Origin of the sequence: Escherichia sp. HH41S (assembly GCF_009820115.1) — a bacterium.
GTDB classification, from domain to species: Bacteria; Pseudomonadota; Gammaproteobacteria; order Enterobacterales; family Enterobacteriaceae; genus Escherichia; species Escherichia coli_F.
The window spans coordinates 1-17,462 of record NZ_VNXE01000065.1 but is presented as its reverse complement, the minus strand read 5'-3'; the positions used below and the strand labels follow the sequence as shown (position 1 = coordinate 17,462).

Here is a 17,462-nt window from a genome sequence, read left to right as displayed (position 1 = left end):
TGTCATAAGCTATAAATTCATGTTTATTTTCATTATCTTATGTAGGATTTAGGGGGAGTAATCTGGACTGTGTATTCATCAAATACCATCTGTCATGACTCTGCCCCAGACGATTACAGGCATTAACTTTCTGTACAAATCGCAGGGTGACATCAGAAGGATTGGGATTTTTGCGCGTAAAGCCACGATGCAAACATGATGAAGGTTAATTTGTAGCTAAAGGCATCTGGACGAATGCTATCTGAATAAACCATCGCAGATTCAATAGGTTAAACTGTCTTAACCTACACAGAGGAAATTTGTTGGATTTAGCATCGCTCTAAGCAATAAGTTCCCGGGAGCCGAAACAAAAGGAGGATAGGAAGCAGGGAAGGGTATTCATATCAGCAAAGGCTTCCAAAAAAAGCATTTGGATGAATGCACGTTCGCCTCATAACATCCAAAGTTACTTTTCTGTTTTCTGTACCTTGAGGATCAGCTTTGCTTTGCAAGAGCAAGCTTTGGACTTCTCTTAAATATCTGGAATTGAATATCTCTACCTTTCTTAACTTCTTGATATTCAAGGTATCCTATTGATTTTAACTCCAGCATAGCCTTTCTGATGATCTGATTCTGAGTTCGTACTGGTGTTGTCAACAGAAGCCGCTCACGCAAACGCTTCATGCTCACAAATAACGTTCCGGCAGGCATCGCCTCAAAATATATGTACAGGCTCTGTGCAGCCTCCTTTTTAGCGAGAACTGAAAGAACCTGCAAGCTTAGTAAGGTTTTATGATCATACCGGTAAAGCTCCCACATTGAGGGATCGCCCACCAGCTCTACAGTATCCTTCTTAGGATCAATCACAGCTTTCTGTACAAGGTGTGTGACAGTAAAGCGTTCAGTTTTGGAATCACGGAAAGAAATCACAACGGAAGCTAAGTTTGCTAGCGCTTCCTGAAATCGAGAGCGGGTTCGCTTGTTGATGTTTGTCGAACTGATACCACACATTTTTGCAAACTCATTGAATGACAATGTGATCTTCTCGGAGGCGAAACCATATTTGCTGAACGCCATTATGCAACCGAGCCAACACTTAAAGTCGGTCGACATAGAAAGCTTAAGACCTGTGATCCGGATGTCATCGTATCCTTCTGAACGGGCCAGCTCCATGCTCGACAACTCATCAGAAGCGTCAACCTCAAAATTTCTGTATCTCTTCTCTTTAGTTCCCACCGGGGTAAAAACACTTAAGCGCAGTAAGGCAATGGGTTGGACCGATTTCGAAGAGTTTGGACTCAGTTGATAAGTCTTCCCTGTCTCCGTGTTGGTCACATCAAAAGGATGCGTTAACTCATTGTTATCACTCATTTAAATTTACCCACCATGGTTTATCTCTTGATGCATTTATCTGTGAATAGATTATTCGTGCAAATGCTTTTCTCGTATTAAACTAAATGCCTTTTCAATTCAAGTAAATGCTTTTCTTATTCAATCAAATGCTTTTTGCATGCATCTGAATGCCGGATCATCTATATTCTCTTGTAAAATCATCTAGTTGCAACAACGGTGATCTTTATTGTTCTCTCTTGATCTCTATTGATCTAAAGAATTGATCTAACTTGTGGAAAACGGGAATAAATTCCATCTGTTAACCAAACGGGCCTGAAAGTTTCAGGATTGGACTCAAGCCATGCAGGGAATACAGTCGGAAGAAGTATCAATCAATCTGAAGCTCTTCAAAAATATTAATTTCAATCTATTCAGATATAAAAATCTTAGAATTAAAACGGCCTGATTCTGGAATAATAAAATATGTATTCAGACGATCTGAGTTAATTATTTTTACTTGTGAGTTATTTGAAACCAAGTCAATTATTGTATTATGTAATAAAAAGGAGATTATATGAATCACTGCGACTATCAGATTATTGAAATCAGTCCTAAAGCTCTAATTATCGAGTCTGGATTTAATCCACGTGAAGCGGTAATTGGTGATCTTTGTTACGAACAGGAACCAGTAAAATCGGCCATTGTTTCTATCAAACAAGCCTATAAAGATGGCAGACGAGTCGATTTAATCAAGGTCGTAAAGAAAGACTCCAATTACGTTGTACGACAGGGGCATTGCCGTTACAGAGCACTATCACTTGCTCTTGCGGAAGGAGCTGACATCCAGCTCATTTCAGTCGTTGTTATGCACTATAAGGATAAAAATGAGGAATACCTGGAGAACCTTGATGGAAACAGGAATAACGGCCTTAATCCCGTAGCATTAGCTTACGCACTCGCAGAAGCCATGAAGCTAGGCTCTACCGTTGAATCCCTTGCTATGCGCTATCAGCGCTCTAACACTGCTATTCGTAATCAGCTTAAAATCCTTGATATGCCTTTAGAACTACAACGTTTAATCAGTCTAAACCTTATTAAAAAAACACTCGCGATTGAGATCATGTTGAAGTATGCCAATGACCATGTAAAAGTCCTTGCACATTTGGAATCGTGTTCTCTTTTAGTACCATCATCTGAACCAACACCTGTTTTATCGAAGACAACAAGTGTTGCAAAAGTATCAAAAGATGCGAAACTCGATAACACGGAAATACACCCTGTTCATGTTATTCATGAGGAAGTTAAAACAAAATCCATCACTCGTAGTTCATTGGGTATCAAACGTCTTTCTCATAAAAAGACTGAACGCTTAAGAACTGAATTTATCGGTCTGATTGATAATGTAGTTCCAGAGTTAAACGACAATAATAAACTCACCCAATTAATTTTCGATGGACAACATTCGAATTTATTTATGAACATCAGCAGCACTTCAATCACAAAAACAACTGAAAGTGTAAAGATCACTCTAGATGAAGCAAAACTCCAGCTAGTATTGAGCCTTCTGAATGATGAAAACACTGCTATCATCATTCCAAAATCTAAGGTTACCGAACTACATGAAATTCGTGACCTTTTAACAAGTGAGTAGAAAGCTAAGGACCTTTTATGGACAATATTGCAAAATTTCCCGTCATTAATACTTTTAACGATCTACTTATTACAAAAGCTACCCTCGAGCGCAACATTGAAGATATCAAATCTGGAAAGCGTTTTGATCACTTTGAAGAAGGGCACGAACAATACGTACAGAAAGTGACTAACGCTTTACTTATCGTGGAGGATCGACTGGGGAACCTTAAAAAATGAAACATTATCTTTTTTTTACTCAGGATGGTTATTTACTGCCATCATCCGTAAAGCCTAACTATAGAAACGATGGACACTATTACGCCGTAATCACCCGAGAGTGCTTTGATTGCGGAGGGGCGGGAGAGATTGCGAACGCCGTCTGTGTGGCATGTAATGGCTCCAAAACGTCTCCAGCCACAGAGGAAAAGCTGGTACTGAAAGAGTCCATTGAATTCCTTGAAACTATTCCGGAACTTCGCTGCAATCCCGATCTTGAAGCCTGGAAACGGAGGCACAGCGAGCATTTAGCATTGCTGCAAGCTGACAATTCTAAGTTTGCAGTAAGCATTTCGCAGCAGTTAAACAGCAATCTCTTTTTAACAGTCCGTCAGTTGACGTCTTTCTACTCGACATACCAGCCTGTTTCTAAAGATTTGCCAGAAAACGCAGGTTTTCCAATTGAACATTCTTTCAACATTGGTGATGTAGTTAATATTGATATTATTTTTACAGAAGTGCGAGCTGCATTTTCAAAAAGTTCTCGTAGCTACTTTTTTACTTTTACGGGCAAAAAGCAGAATGATGGATTCGCGTTGACAGGTAATGTGCAGGATCACGTTTTATTGGGGCATAGGTATCATCTTTCCGGAAAAGTGAGAAAGATCCACTACTTTGACTCAGTACCCTACGCATTACTGACAGTGTTTAAATTAACAGCATTGCCTAGTGTCTAGTGACCGGAACTCTCAAATACAGAGATTTTTTTCATTAGCCACCAGCTTTCGGCACTGTCGTGCCGACTCACTCACGTCAAATCTGTTGCTCACGCATCGGGTTTTTACCCGGTTTCACACTCCGAAAATATGCCGATTTCTTTTAAATTCAACACGCGTTATTAACTAATCTTTTAAATTAAAAATGATAATCTTATTAATTATATTTTTTAATTTTTGTCTTTTCTTAACATATAGGTTAAGGAATTTTTGTTAAAACGGAGTGATGTATGCAAAAAAATCTTGGACTTGGGTTCATCCGCAAGTCAGCAAGAACGTCAGCAAAAATTATTTCCCGAAAAGTTACTTTTCCGCTCAATGACTCGGATAACGCAAAACTAACGCTAACTGGCCTACAGTGTCATCCATCCTGCCGCTTCCCATTTTACCAGCTGTCTATGCTTATCCATAACCAGCTCGCTGAGCACGACGTTCTTTCGGCCGATGAAAATACACCGTTCACTGTATCCATTAGCATTCACGAGTGGCTGAGTCGTGCCAGAGTGGCATTTATTGATTATCACGGGCTGCGTAATACCGATAAAACAGCCATGATCACGCTGGATCATCTGGAAGAATTACTTACTCACTTGTCGACTACATTGGTCGTTTATATCCCGTATTCAAAGAAGCGCCTGAGCTTCAGCTTCCTGACGTCCTTCACCCTGATAAAAACATCGCAGTCTTATACGTTGACGTTCCCTGGGGTACTTCGTCCGTTCCTGGTGTTACTGGGGGGATTAATTCAGGAATTTATGACTGCAAAATTATTGAAGCGTCGTAATGCTCAGTTTGTCATCTTTGAATATTTGCGAAAGTCCCGACGCCATTCACACAAAATTACCGACATCGTGAATGATCTTCAGTTGCATACGGTGAACGTACGAATCATGAATGTTCTTACCCAACTTGCAGATCAGGGGCTCATATCGTTTATTTGCGAAGGTAAGAGAGGGGAGCGATCCATTGAAGAGCTTCAGTTTATTCCTTATGCCAGCCGGGACCATTCCGAAGTGCTGAGCTTCGAGGAATGGATGAGCACGATCGACTAACCACTGACCGCCACTTAACGAAGGACGGCCAGAATTTCTATTTCCTTCTTTCGCGCCTTTGATTGACTGCCGACAGACCGATAAGCGTTGTGAGTATGAATATCAAAACCACGTTCTTCATAGAGCTCCAGCGTAAAGGGAGTCATGCTGTTGGATATGGCCACTGAAGCCCCTTTACGATTAGCATCCACCAGCATATCCGCCAGTTTAACATGTGCGCTCTTATCGAATGGTATGCCATCATAGCTGACGAAGCTGGTTTTACTGATTTTGTCATACGGCGGGTCACAATAGATTTGGTCACCACCACCTGCAAACTCCAGCGTCTGGCCAAAATCTGCGGCTTTCAATTCAACGCCCGAAAGCCTGAATGAGAGGTAATCGACTTTCTGGGTATCCAGAGTGAACTGGTATCGTTTTCCCCACGGAACAGAGAACTTTCGTTTCAGGTTGTAACGACACAGGCCGTTATATCCGAGTCGATTCATAGCGTAGAACAGCGTAGCTCTTTGCAGCGGGGCATCATCCACGCTGGTATTGTTAAACGTGTTCCTCAGTTCGTAGTAATCCTCTTCTTCAAAATGCCTTTCTGCCAGCTGCTGCACTTCTCTGATGAATGCCGGTTTATTCCGCTGGATGTTGCGGTACAGATTGATTAGGTCTGGGTTGCTGTCTGCCAGGAGTGCCTCGGTGGCAAACATGTTCAGAAACACGGCGCCGCCACCGATAAATGGTTCAATCCAGCGTCGGCTCTGATCATGTGGGAAATGCTGGCTGAGGAACGGCATCAGTTTGGTTTTACCCCCAGCCCATTTGATTATTGGTGTATGTTTTCGCAACGCATCTTCTCCTTTAAGCAGTGTCGTTATGTCACCCTTATGGTACCGAAAGCTAGGCTGCTACCAACAAGGTTTAAGCAAGGAAAAATCGAGGAATTTGTGGATGAGATTTTCATTCCAACATGATTGATATTTTTTTCACTTTTTTGGGAAAAAGATACGCTCCTTCTTTAGAAGAGTATTTATTTGTTTTTAATGGTTTATTTTATCTTTTAGGTCTGAGCAGCAGAACTTTTTTCCTCGTTAAATTCGGAATAGAACCCAAAAATACCTTTTTAACGAAAAAGTGAGACTTTTTTTCCCGGTAGTATTCACGCACAGATGAAAGGTATGACTAAAAAGAATACAACGGAGTATCTATGAGTGATCTGATGACTGATTCCCAACAGCAAACTAACTCACGGGTCTTTAAATCACCCCTCGTGTCATTTTCAACAGTGACAGGTTCCGGCCGCTTCGTAAGTGGCATGAAGCAGTTCCGCGACGCGAACCCGGACCTTTGTAATGAGGTCACTGAACAAAAAGCATGGGCTATCAACCCTTCAGTGATTCAAGTCACCCCTGGATTCAACTCCCGTGAGATGGGTATGGGAGAAGCTTATTACCAACTGCCGGAAGTCGTAGATCATCTCAATAACATCAAGTGTGCGTACATCCGTGGTGATTATGTTGACCCTATCCGCGTTCTGATCAAAGACGGTATTCCGTACGTTCGCCAAGGCCATTGCCGTTTAAAATCGGCTTTAATGGCTCAGGCTGAAGGACATACTGACCTCACCGTTCTTTGCATCGAGATGAAAGCCGATGAGATCAGTTGTGAACTGACGACAATTGACGGAAACCGTAGTCTGGCGCTTTCTCCAGTGGCATTGGGTGAATCCTACAGGCGTCTTCAGTCGCTGGGCGGATGGTCGCTTGACCGTATTGCCGAACGTGAGGGCAAGAGTAGTACAACCATTGCTGCTCTCATTCGCCTGACTGGATGCTCTGTCTATATCAAAAAATTAATCCATGCCGATGCCATTTCCTATGTTGCTGTCCTATCCCTTATTGATGAGTTCGGTGAAACGGAAGCCATCTCGCGTATCGAAAAGATGATCGCCGAGCTTGAAAAGGCTGATTCAAGCGGTATCGTGATTAAGAAGACGCCACGCGGTCAGATCCGTGTTGTCCCTTCCGATTTTAAACCTGCACGCGTTCCACCTGTTCTCGCAACAAAAGCCGTGGAAGGGGTCAAACTCATTACAACGAGTTTGTTACAGAAACTCGGTGATATCCAACTACCCGAGGTGACAGACTCCAGCGAAGATGAAGAAATTACCTTTACGTTGAACAGAAGTATGCTGGAGATGCTCAAGAACCTGCAAAGTGAGATCACTGAAGCGGAAAACAAGCAGCTTCGACGGGTTGAAAATCGGCAAGCGCGATTGAAAGGGGAAAAGGTGACTTACAGAACCAAGAAAAAAGCAAATACTGGCGGGGAACCGCAATCTGAAGCACCACCAGCACAGGCTTGAATTAAGCATTTCAACATATGAGAAGCTCATATTAAGAAGTAGCTCACGCCCATTGCCCCTAATTAGCAGGGGCTTTTTTTATCCTGGTTCCGGCCTGTTTTATCCTCATTAAAACCGCATCTGTCTGTACTACTTTCCGCAGGGTTACTTTCAATATTTTAGTGTCGGCCAACCTATTAGCTTCTTGATCAAGATTGTTATCCTTCAAACAGATAAACCCTTCAGAAAGGACTGGTGCTATGTCTGCTGTTGAATCTTATTTCCCGCCAATGGATGCTCCAGGGAGCTCTCTGGCCGCTTATATGCCTCATACTGGCCTTAGTGTTAACGAGGATAGCTTTCTGCCCGAAATGCGGGAAGAGCTCAACGTCATTGCCAGCCAGGTCAAATCCTATAACGAAGAGCTTAGTTTGCTGAAGTCCATGTCCGCTCAGTTCCTAAAATGTGGAAATCAGAAACTTTATTCCTACCTCTCCGGTCATAACCATCTCATTTCAGAAGCTGACACCCAGTACGCAGAAAACGCACTGCGTTCTGAATACTGGAAGCGAGTCATGGCCCTTTCCGATGTGCTGTCTGTGATGTCTGACGAAAAGAAGGACGAATGGGACAAGCAATTTACTGCTGACCGTTATCATCGACCTCCGCAGGAAATCCCTGAGTTTACACTCGACGCAGTTGTTGCCACGGTTGTCGCATTGCTCAATGACCGTCATCAGTTCATTAAAGATCGCGTCTATGACGTTTTTCACTCATTGAGCCGTCACCACAAAACCAATAAAGCGTTTGGTTTCTCAACCCGCATGATCACTGTCGGCGTCTGTGAAGGGGTGAAAGACAAGTGGGTAAAACTGAAAGTTGAATTCAAAGAATCAGGACTCATGCCACTGTCGGAGCTGCGGGTTATCTGTTCTTATTTCCGTGGAGAAACAGTTAAGCCGGTCTATGACACGAAAAAAATGGTTGAGAATATGGTTGAGCAAGTAGGGTTCAGAAATTGGATCAGCCTGGATGGCAATAGTATTCGTTTTCGGGTTTACAAAAACGGATCGATGCATATAGATGTGCATCCTGATATCGCCGAACGACTTAACACCATTCTTGCTACCATCGTCCCTCTGGCTCTGCCTACTGAACGCACGGCCCATTCCAGAGCGACGTTACAGGAGTTCCCGGCACTGAAACGATGCATCGATTTTCATTCGCGTATGCAGCTCTCAGAGCTGGAATTCACTCAGATTGAAAAGGAATTTAGAAAGGAATGGTCCAGTTGGACATCGCTCGGCTATGCCGGTGAGTACGCTGATAAAACACGGCAGGTGAACGCGGAGATTCTGCGGTTTCTCGGCGCCCGGGTGACGAGCTACGATGTGACGTTTGATTATGACCCGACCGAAGTGATGCGCTTTATCGGCCATATGGGCGCCATGCCTGATATTGTATCTCACCAATTTTACCCGTCGTCAGCCCGACTTAGTGAATACGCCGCATCAATTATTGCGGTCGGAGAGGGGGAACGGCTGCTTGAGCCAAACATCGGACACGGGGATTTGCTGCAATGTTTCCCCAAGAGTGTCAACGTAACCGGTATCGAACTGGATACACTTAATTGTCTGGTCTCTCGGGCTAAAGGTTACGATACCACGGAGGCTGATTTTCTGGCCTGGTCGGCGGCGAACCCCAATCAGAAATTCGACTGCGTAGTGATGAACCCACCTTTTGCTGACAACCGGGCTAAACTGCATCTGCTGGCTGCTTCATCTCATCTGGTTTCCGGCGGGCGTTTAGCGGCCGTCCTGCCGCTATCCCTTCAAGGGATCGATAACCTGCTGGGCGATGGATTCCGTGCCGAATGGCTGGACACCTTCGATAACGAGTTTGACAACACTGCCGTCTCCGTCCGCGTTCTGTATGTAGAATGCCTTTAACTGAAGGAAAGACAATGTCTGAAATTTCACCAGGCCTGCCAGAGGGCCATGATGATGTTGAGTTTATGATGGATGATTTCCAGCTGAGCCTGGGGCAAAGTAAACCAGTACGTGAAGTGCAATTCTTGGGGGAGTCACCGCAAAGTGAAGAATCGGCGAACGCTGCCGATTCGCCCTGGTTTGAAGACTAACCAGGTGGGTATTGGTTCTGACGGTGCCAGCGGCCTTAATGGGACTCCCTGCCAGTGAGCGGGGATTGATTTCAGAGGGACAGTGGTTAAGACCTTCCCCCCCGTCTAACAGCGGTTTCGGTAGACACGTTAAGGCACACGTCTATTTATTCCATGCCTTGACTTTACCGGAATCTAAAATTCCTCCTTTCTGCTAACCGCCCCAATTTCTGCCTTTTCGATTTTCTTCACAGGAAGAAAAGTTACTTTTCTTCCTCCGTCATCCGCTACGGTGAAGTGTGCTGCCTGTTCGATATGTTCAGACCAGACACTATTTTTATAACGCCAATATAAGACTTTTTATGCCGTGAAATATCCCTGTTTAACAGCAATGCCAGAAATAAATCTTTCGTAAAATAGGGACAAAATACATCCCGGGAGCATCACATGCGTAAAATACTGACAGGCTGCATAATTGGCACGACCATCGCTTCAGTTTATCCGGCGGCGGCTCAGATTTTCAGCTATTCGTATACCGACACCAATCAGCTGTCAAAGACGACTAAGCCTGCCACGCAGAGCTATCTCAATCCGGCAAGCACACTGACCCTGAATCTAATCTCAGGCCTCGATCGGTACGAACGAGTGAGTGTGACCAGAGACAGTGACAAAAAAGTCATGTATTCCTCACTGACGTCAAAGATAAGCGTCTCCGATCGCATTGTGGCCGCCGACGGCACGGAATATTACGGTAAAGATATAGCGTTACCCGCTCTCGGGGAAGGGGCCTTCACGGTAGTTAACGACACGCTGAATCTCCAGCAAGCCGTTGTCAGTTCCTCAACGTATCATTTCACCATCGATACCACGGCGCCAAAGTACACCAGTATTTACCCTAGCCAGAACGCGGGATATAGCATGGTCCTGAGTGGTCCGCTCTGGGAGCTTGGTAGGGGCGGGTCAGGTCAGTTTTCTATCTTCGCGGATGGCGTTGAAGATTCGAATGGCATCGACAAGATCCGCCTTGTCATCAAGCGCAGTAATGGCACCATCGTGTCCGACAACGTGCTCAGTTACGACGCGGCGAATAAACGCGCCTTCTACCCCTGGATCAACGACATGGGCACTCAGCCAGGCATGCCTTCCAGCGATCTGAATGAAGAATTTACCTTCAATTTCATCATCACGGATACAGCCGGAAATACGCTGAATATCCCTCCGCAGCGCTTTTTGTTTGATGATCAGATTGGCGAATTTACACCCTTTGCGGTCCACGACTCACGTGTTAGTACGAGTGTGGTCCCGGGGATCTCATCAGGGTACGTACCATTTGTGCGGGGTCTCTCTGTACTCGGAAACCCGTACCGGATGGTCATTCGGATTCCCCGAACTAACTGGAAGCCATACCGTAACGGCGGCATCACCATTCTTAACAATTATGGCGGTGCTCAGGTTATTTCAGAAGACTCGACCTATGTGTACGTGGAGGTGAAGCTACCTCAGGGCAATCTGGATGGAAACTACTATCGCCCGGTGAACACGTACCAGTGGTCCGGTGGCGATCTGACTCAGTACGCCTCTTGGCTGAGTTGGGACCCGGCGGCGGTAAAAAGCCCTGCGTGGGGGTATCCTGCGATTGAGCGGCAGATGTCCGACGGCACCTGGTTCAACAGCGTTGACTGGAAATTCATCAACGCTTCAGATATGCCGGTGAACCTGACCCAGATCCGTTTCAATGTGCAGGCAAGGCCCTACGACCAAAAAATTACTGGCGGCGCCACCTGCAACATCCCAGCAGGGTCAACGTCGTGTACCGTCGCCCTGACAAAGGCGATTACAAACGGTACCACCGGCTATCTGCACAGTGGCTATGAAGTACGTTCCACAACAGAATCCACCTTCTTCATGCCTACTTGGGAAAACGTCGTCTGGCATACACTGGGGCCCTCGGTCACCGGCTATGACTACAATGATACGACCAACATCCTTCAGATTTACATCAACCAACCGGGAGACGGATCGTATTTCGACCATGTTAAACTGAGCCGGGTGTGGCTGTCCGACAAATCCCGAAATAACGCGGATATCAGCGTGACCGGAAAACAAACGGGCCGCAATATGGCCAGCGGGAACTATACCTACGAGTTCAACTTGAAGCAGATCCCGGAGGGTAGCTATAACGTGCAGGTCAATGCCCAGGATTCTTTCAGAAACACAGGGAGCATGGCCTACAAAACCGTGACGGTTGATAACACGCCACCGTCCATTAGTATCAGTTACGAAAGCAAACCTATCACCAGCAGCGTGACGGTGTACGGTCTGGAAAACGTTCGCATTCAGCTTGCAGATACACTGACCAAACCCACGTTAACGCGAATGACACTTCGCGGTGGACCTGTATCTGATGCTGTTGAGTTGTCCTGGGTAAAACTCGGAAATGATCTTTATGCTCCGAATTACCCGAAGATCTTCCCGTCACTTAATGACGGCGAAACCTACATGCTGACTGTGCAGGCCAAAGACGAGATGAACAACGTTAAAGAAAGCGCCGTCGAATTTAACTACCTGCCAAACAACCTGGTTCGTCTGGAAAACTTGAAGACCATCTCCGTCAGTGCCGCCCTGAAAACGTCCGACAATACGCCGCTGGCTGTACTGTATGCCAGCCAGTTACGCAAGAAGGACGGTTCTATCGCAACCGGGAGACAAGATGCGGTACTGACGGTGCGTAAGGATGCGGCCTTCGGCGTTACGATGAATGGGGTTTCAGCAGCACCAGGGGAGAGCAAAAACGTTCAGTTGGATCTCGGTCTGGGTGACAGCCGCAGCTTCCCTATTTTTCCGTCAACTTCCGGCGTTAGCGGAACATCTGAATTTATGCTGAATATCGAGGAACTGAAGTAAAAGCAGGATCGAGTGACCCGGTACCGGGTCACTTCTTCCTGGTGATGCCGCCGCAATTATGATTATCCCGTCTTATCCAGACGGCACACACAGGATTATACACCGTTTCTGTGGATAACCAGCTCTCCTGTCAGTAAAACCGCAAATGATACGGGTCTGCCGCTCACTGCGGATCTGTCCATACACCTACCCGTCAGAATGGATCAACACATCATTCACCCGCCATAGAGGATACCCAGCATCCAGCACGCGAGTCCTGCGGCCAGTGCCAGTCATGGTGATGGTGGCAAAGCCACTAGCGGCAAACACCGGTTCAGCATGGAGTTAAACTATACCGGGTGCTGATCCTCCTCTCTGCTTTCGGGTATGCAGTTTCGGTGGCACCACTATACTGGGTACGCTTTCACTTCAGCTTAATTGCGTTATCAGGCTATTCACCATTCACGATCTACTGTACCGGGTACGGTTTTCTAACCGTACTATCACGCTATCCGGTAGGGCGCCAGTGACACGATCCACTATATCGGGTAAACCTTTACAGTCAGTACCAACACATTCCCCGTAACCGATTCGCGGCACTTCTCATCCACTCTACCCGGTTCAGTGGAGCCACTGAACCGGGTAGAGATTACATTTTTGGTAGAAAAACACACAGGTCGCCCAGGGAAAGGCAGAAGAAAGGTGACTGCATCAGGGTAATAGTGCTGGCACCGCCCGGTGTAGTGGAGATCCACTGTACCGGGTATAGATTACATTTTTGGTAGAAAAACACACAGGTCGCCCAGGGAAGGCAGAAGAAAGGTGACTGCATCAGGGTAATAGTGCTGGCACCGCCCGGTGTAGTGGAGATCCACTGAACCGGGTATAGATTACATTTTTGGTAGAAAAACACACAGGTCGCCCAGGGAAAGGTGACTGCATCAGGGTAATAGTGCTGACACCACCCGGTGTAGTGGAGATCCACTGTACCGGGTAGAGATTACATTTTTGGTAGAAAAACACACAGGTCGCCCAGGGAAAGGCTGAAGAAAGGTGACTGTATCAGGGTAATAGTGCTGACACCACCCGGTGTAGTGGAGATCCACTGAACCGGGTAGAGATTACTTTTTTGGTAGAAAAACACACAGGTCGCCCAGGGAAAGGAAGAAGAAAGGTGACTGCATCAGGGTAATAGTGCTGACACCGCCCGGTGTAGTGGAGATCCACTGTACAGGGTAGCACAGACAACTGTGTTATCGGGCAGCGATCATGGCTTCATGTTTCTCTTCAATATATTCAGTACGTAATCGCCGTTTTCTTTGTCTATGGAGTATTCCAGAAAACCGATCTCCTTAAGCTGGCCCAGCGCCTTTTTCACCGTGGCATTCTGGTTGCCGAGGTGTGATGACAGTTGCAGGCGTTCACGCAAACGGTCGAACCCGATACGGTAGAAAGTGCTTGGCAGCTCAGCCAGGTACAGATACAGGGCCTGTGCGGACTCTTTACGGGCCAGTTTCTGCAATGTCTTCAGGTAGAGTCGAGTTTTACCGTCGACGCGATATAGCGTATTGAGCTTCGAATTTGGCTTGATGACGATTTTCCCGGTGGAACTGTCGTAGTACGTCGATTCCACGAGGTGCATGTTTATCGTTATCTGATCGTCTGTACCTGGTTTTTTCTTAACGAACGAGATACTGGTACGGGCAATACGCGTCAATGAGGCATCAAAACGCTCTCTAAGTTGTTTATCAATGCGCTTGGTGTCAAAACCGCAGAACTTCGCAAACTCCGGGAAATTCAGCACCAACTGACCTTCCGAGTCGAGCGGACGGTTAGACAATGCATAAACGATCCCACACCATGATTTGAAGTCAGAGTCCATGTCGAGCCGTGGGCCATAAATTTGGATCTGGCTGTAGCCTTCACCCTCGACAATGGATAATCTCGAAAGGGGTTCAGTGGCATCTATGCGGTGATTCTTCCGACCACCCTTATCCGTGGATTTCAGTGTCGGCACAAACACCCCCAGACGGAGTAAAACTTTCGGCTGAATGGTCTGTCTTAGCGTGGGAAAAAGTTGGATAACTTCCCCGGAATCTTTTTGGGACTCTTCAATGACAAGAGATAACTTCTTGTTATTACTGGACATATAGAAAGATCCGTTTTGTGCATAAGATCTACATCCTACCCGCTATAGTGTATCGAATCCACCCGGTATAGTGGATTATGCACCCTGTACAGTGGATGGATTACCCGGCATAGTGTATTTCGCCCCCTGTACAGTGGATGACGATCCGCTGAGAGGCTCGATATCACTGGGCTGCGAAGATCGTTATTCCTTTTTAATCTGATATTGATCCTCTATTGATCTTTATTATTACTCTATCCTGTTGATAACTATGTTCTGAGACGTCATGGTACATCCTGATCGAAATGTGAGTTAGTTCCGATCCTTTCTAAAAACTGCATTAGCAGACTTCTTCCCTTGTAAAAATGGCAAAAACTGGCGTTGTTTTACTGAACATTTCTCCCTCTTAACGTACTAGCGATGAAAACGATTCGGGTAAAATTTCCTAGCCAACCAGGAGATCCGAAATGAAACTTAGCCCACGTCCGTTGATCGCCGCCGTTTACGCAGCATTGCTGTTCCCGCTTTACGGCCAAGCACAGCTGTACAACTATTCGTATACTGATACACGCGGCACGAAAGTAAATGCTGAACCGTCCAGAGAATATCTAAACCCGGGCAGTGCAATTACGTTGAACCTGATATCAGGTCTCGACCGCTACGAGCGCGTTACCGTGACGCGTTCATCAGATAATGTGCAGATGTTCCAGAGCGTCACTGACCTTGTGACTGTAGCCGACAGGATCACCGCCGCAGATGGCAGTGAGTACTACGGGAAATCCATAAAGCTTCCTGTACTTGGCGAAGGGACTTTTGCTCTTAAATCTGAAACCCTCGACAATAAGTCAAATGTCGTGGCATCAACGAGCTACGCCTTCAGCATTGATACCACGCCGCCCGTTCTACCTAACCCGATGCAGTGGATCAGAGCTGGTTTCCAGTACGGTAGTCTGGATATTTTCGGCGACAGAACCGCAACACAAGCCATTTCGTTATTAAACGTATCTGATGCGAGATCCGGTCTGCATAAAGCTGAGTGGTTCGCTATCGACAGTAATGGCGTCCGTCGCTCTGTTGATGCCCAGTTGAATTCGCTGACGGGGGGGGTGCAGGCGCTGGCCGCAGTGGCTGCGGGAAGCACGGTTGCACCTGTCAGTCCGGCGTATTACACCGTGGGTTTTCGTGTTTATGACAAAGCTGGTAACTGGACTGAGACATCGCACCGTTCTGGTATTGATCGTACCGTCCCCAGCTACATTCAACATCAGGTGCGGAATGCGAAAACAGGCGTCTGGGAAGATTATGTTCCTGGCATGACCATTTATGAAAACCCGGTAAAATTCCGGTTCAAACGCCTTAAATCGGACTCAACAAATTTTAACGGGACTGATTTTGGCTGGATCGATCAGATTACTAATTCTGACAGCACCTACTTTTATACTGAAGTCACGGTGAGTTACCCAGAGACCTATGTTTACTACGAGCGGTTTACCAAGGCTGGTCTGAACAATAATATCAATTATAGTACACTGAAATTTACTCTCGGCAGCGGTGTGCCGGAAGCTCCACGTTATTTATCCGGGCAGTTTCATTTCAAAAAAGGCAATTCCTGGACACCGACCGACATTGTCAGGTTTACTGGACCGGATTGCGTTGATATGGGCCGTGTTAACGTTGAACCACGCCCGTATGTGCAAACCGCCACTATCATAGGTCTTGGTAGCTGCAATGTTGCAGTGGGGGAGAGCAGTTGTCTAGTCAGCATGGATTACTGTAAGACGAGCGGTAAAGGCTATAGTCCGTACCAAATTCATATGAAAGGGACCGGTACTTACGCTAATCTTGGTGGACTTCAGTCGCATTTCTATACCTACTGGGATATGAATCCTCCTGTCATCAACAGTATTGTTTCCAACCCACTGGATAAAACAGTCGTTATGCTGGTGACTGACAGCGACGTAACTAACGACTGGACCACCTATATGTGGGCCACCAACATTTTCAACCTCTCATTGAAGGATACCAGTAATAAAGTCACAACCCTGTCGCCGAAAAGCGTCGCAGTCCTGAACTACCAGCTGAAGCAAGTGACGTTTGACTACAGTAAGTTACCTTCCGGGAAATACACTGCAACGGGTGCTGCGACGGACACCTACAACAACACGGCTGAACTGAAGCTATCGAGCACCATCCTGCATGACGTGACGCCGCCAGTCGTCGGTATCATCTTTGAAGGAAAACCAGCTGACGGATCGCTTGTCAAAGGCCTGGAAAACTTGGTGATCACCCTGAGCGATGACATGACTAAAGCTTCTCTGAAGAACATTACGCTGAGCGGCGGACCCACGTCAGATAAAGTCAGCGTAGGCTGGTACAGCCAGGGAACCGACAAATATGGACTGAACTACCCGCGTATCTTCCCCGCGACAGACGACGCGAGTTCCTACCTGTTGACTGTCGTAGCTATGGATGAAGCTGGAAACGCCACCACAAAGACCAGCCGGTTCCGCTATGTACCGAACAACCTGATTGAATTTAATACCATCAAGACGCTGGCCGTGGGCATGGGACTGAAGACATCAGATAACCAACCGCTGGCGTATCTGCGGACCAATAGCATCCGGAAGAAAGATGGTTCGTTGATCACAGGAGTGCAGACCGGCACGCTGACGGTCCGTAAAGATGCGGCTTTCGCGGTCAGTATGAATGGGGTGACTGTCGTACCCGAGGATTCGAAAGACATAAGTATAGACTTCGGGAAGGGGGATGGCGTCCTGATCCCCATTTTCCCGGCCACCAGCGGCAATGTCGGCGAATCCAGCTTCATGATCGAGCTGCCGCAAATCCAGTAAACACAACCAACTCATGCCCCGCATGACGGGGCCTTTTCATGATGTCTTAACGCAATCAGATAGAAACGGAACAGGCTAATTTGTAAGCGTAAACTGACCGCCGTATGTAGCCATCAGACGAGAATTGGTAACTTAGACGCCCATCTGATATAGACGGA

Annotated in this window: 13 protein-coding genes; 9 read left to right on the top strand and 4 right to left on the bottom strand. The window is 46.5% G+C overall.

The window, feature by feature from the left end:
- Positions 1-474 precede the first annotated feature (474 nt).
- A complete protein-coding gene (locus tag FQZ95_RS13265; protein ID WP_097311364.1) occupies positions 475-1,350 on the bottom strand; it encodes a RepB family plasmid replication initiator protein in 876 nt (291 codons plus the stop codon).
- 535 nt (positions 1,351-1,885) lie between these two features.
- Here FQZ95_RS13265 and FQZ95_RS13260 point away from each other — a divergent pair.
- The 4 genes from FQZ95_RS13260 (at position 1,886) to FQZ95_RS13245 (ending at position 4,987) form a co-directional block, all read left to right on the top strand.
- Positions 1,886-2,962, top strand: coding sequence for a hypothetical protein (locus tag FQZ95_RS13260; protein WP_097311365.1), 1,077 nt, complete (start codon positions 1,886-1,888; stop codon positions 2,960-2,962).
- A gap of 17 nt (positions 2,963-2,979) precedes the next feature.
- Positions 2,980-3,180: a hypothetical protein gene (locus FQZ95_RS13255; RefSeq protein ID WP_097311366.1), complete on the top strand. Its 201-nt coding sequence runs from the start codon at positions 2,980-2,982 to the stop codon at positions 3,178-3,180.
- Positions 3,177-3,896 (top strand): hypothetical protein, encoded by a 720-nt coding sequence (locus FQZ95_RS13250; protein ID WP_097311367.1) that lies wholly within the window; start codon positions 3,177-3,179, stop codon positions 3,894-3,896. The genes FQZ95_RS13255 and FQZ95_RS13250 overlap by 4 nt, the downstream gene beginning before the upstream one ends.
- A 269-nt stretch (positions 3,897-4,165) precedes the next feature.
- A complete protein-coding gene (locus tag FQZ95_RS13245; RefSeq protein ID WP_097311368.1) occupies positions 4,166-4,987 on the top strand; it encodes a hypothetical protein in 822 nt (273 codons plus the stop codon).
- A 14-nt stretch (positions 4,988-5,001) separates the two neighbouring features.
- On the opposite strand, the gene FQZ95_RS13240 is transcribed toward FQZ95_RS13245, so the two are convergent.
- Positions 5,002-5,826, bottom strand: a complete 825-nt coding sequence (locus FQZ95_RS13240; protein ID WP_097311369.1) for a DNA adenine methylase — start codon at positions 5,824-5,826, stop codon at positions 5,002-5,004.
- A gap of 359 nt (positions 5,827-6,185) precedes the next feature.
- On the opposite strand from FQZ95_RS13240, the gene FQZ95_RS13235 reads away from it, so the two are divergent.
- From FQZ95_RS13235 to FQZ95_RS13225, 4 genes are all read left to right on the top strand, one after another.
- Entirely contained in the window at positions 6,186-7,343 is a 1,158-nt protein-coding gene (locus FQZ95_RS13235; RefSeq protein WP_097311370.1) for a DNA-binding protein, read from the top strand.
- Between the two features lie 239 nt (positions 7,344-7,582).
- Complete coding sequence (locus FQZ95_RS13230) at positions 7,583-9,271, top strand: DUF4942 domain-containing protein (protein ID WP_097311371.1); 1,689 nt, start codon at positions 7,583-7,585, stop codon at positions 9,269-9,271.
- Positions 9,272-9,285: 14 nt separating this feature from the next.
- Positions 9,286-9,462, top strand: coding sequence for a hypothetical protein (locus FQZ95_RS26160; RefSeq protein WP_097311372.1), 177 nt, complete (start codon positions 9,286-9,288; stop codon positions 9,460-9,462).
- Positions 9,463-9,888: 426 nt separating this feature from the next.
- The gene (locus tag FQZ95_RS13225; RefSeq protein ID WP_160530290.1) at positions 9,889-12,345 is read left to right on the top strand and encodes an Ig-like domain-containing protein; all 2,457 of its coding nucleotides are present in this window, start codon (positions 9,889-9,891) and stop codon (positions 12,343-12,345) included.
- Between the two features lie 628 nt (positions 12,346-12,973).
- Here FQZ95_RS13225 and FQZ95_RS13220 read toward each other — a convergent pair.
- Both FQZ95_RS13220 and FQZ95_RS13215 read right to left on the bottom strand, forming a co-directional pair.
- Positions 12,974-13,309: a hypothetical protein gene (locus FQZ95_RS13220; protein ID WP_160530289.1), complete on the bottom strand. Its 336-nt coding sequence runs from the start codon at positions 13,307-13,309 to the stop codon at positions 12,974-12,976.
- A 282-nt stretch (positions 13,310-13,591) separates the two neighbouring features.
- On the bottom strand, positions 13,592-14,473 hold the full coding sequence (locus FQZ95_RS13215) for a RepB family plasmid replication initiator protein (RefSeq protein ID WP_032206658.1): 882 nt from the start codon (positions 14,471-14,473) through the stop codon (positions 13,592-13,594).
- Between the two features lie 446 nt (positions 14,474-14,919).
- Here FQZ95_RS13215 and FQZ95_RS13210 point away from each other — a divergent pair, with 446 nt between their 5' ends.
- Positions 14,920-17,304 carry an Ig-like domain-containing protein gene (locus FQZ95_RS13210; RefSeq protein WP_160530288.1) on the top strand — a complete coding sequence of 795 codons (2,385 nt, stop codon included), beginning with the start codon at positions 14,920-14,922 and terminating at the stop codon, positions 17,302-17,304.
- Positions 17,305-17,462 lie beyond the last annotated feature (158 nt).

Bases quoted from the DNA above. Each gene is read 5' to 3' on its own strand.
- FQZ95_RS13265 (WP_097311364.1), bottom strand. From the start codon at position 1,350: ATGAGTGATAACAATGAGTTAACGCATCCTTTTGATGTGACCAACACG.
- FQZ95_RS13260 (WP_097311365.1), top strand. From the start codon at position 1,886: ATGAATCACTGCGACTATCAGATTATTGAAATCAGTCCTAAAGCTCTA.
- FQZ95_RS13255 (WP_097311366.1), top strand. From the start codon at position 2,980: ATGGACAATATTGCAAAATTTCCCGTCATTAATACTTTTAACGATCTA.
- FQZ95_RS13250 (WP_097311367.1), top strand. From the start codon at position 3,177: ATGAAACATTATCTTTTTTTTACTCAGGATGGTTATTTACTGCCATCA.
- FQZ95_RS13245 (WP_097311368.1), top strand. From the start codon at position 4,166: ATGCAAAAAAATCTTGGACTTGGGTTCATCCGCAAGTCAGCAAGAACG.
- FQZ95_RS13235 (WP_097311370.1), top strand. From the start codon at position 6,186: ATGAGTGATCTGATGACTGATTCCCAACAGCAAACTAACTCACGGGTC.
- FQZ95_RS13230 (WP_097311371.1), top strand. From the start codon at position 7,583: ATGTCTGCTGTTGAATCTTATTTCCCGCCAATGGATGCTCCAGGGAGC.
- FQZ95_RS26160 (WP_097311372.1), top strand. From the start codon at position 9,286: ATGTCTGAAATTTCACCAGGCCTGCCAGAGGGCCATGATGATGTTGAG.
- FQZ95_RS13225 (WP_160530290.1), top strand. From the start codon at position 9,889: ATGCGTAAAATACTGACAGGCTGCATAATTGGCACGACCATCGCTTCA.
- FQZ95_RS13215 (WP_032206658.1), bottom strand. From the start codon at position 14,473: ATGTCCAGTAATAACAAGAAGTTATCTCTTGTCATTGAAGAGTCCCAA.
- FQZ95_RS13210 (WP_160530288.1), top strand. From the start codon at position 14,920: ATGAAACTTAGCCCACGTCCGTTGATCGCCGCCGTTTACGCAGCATTG.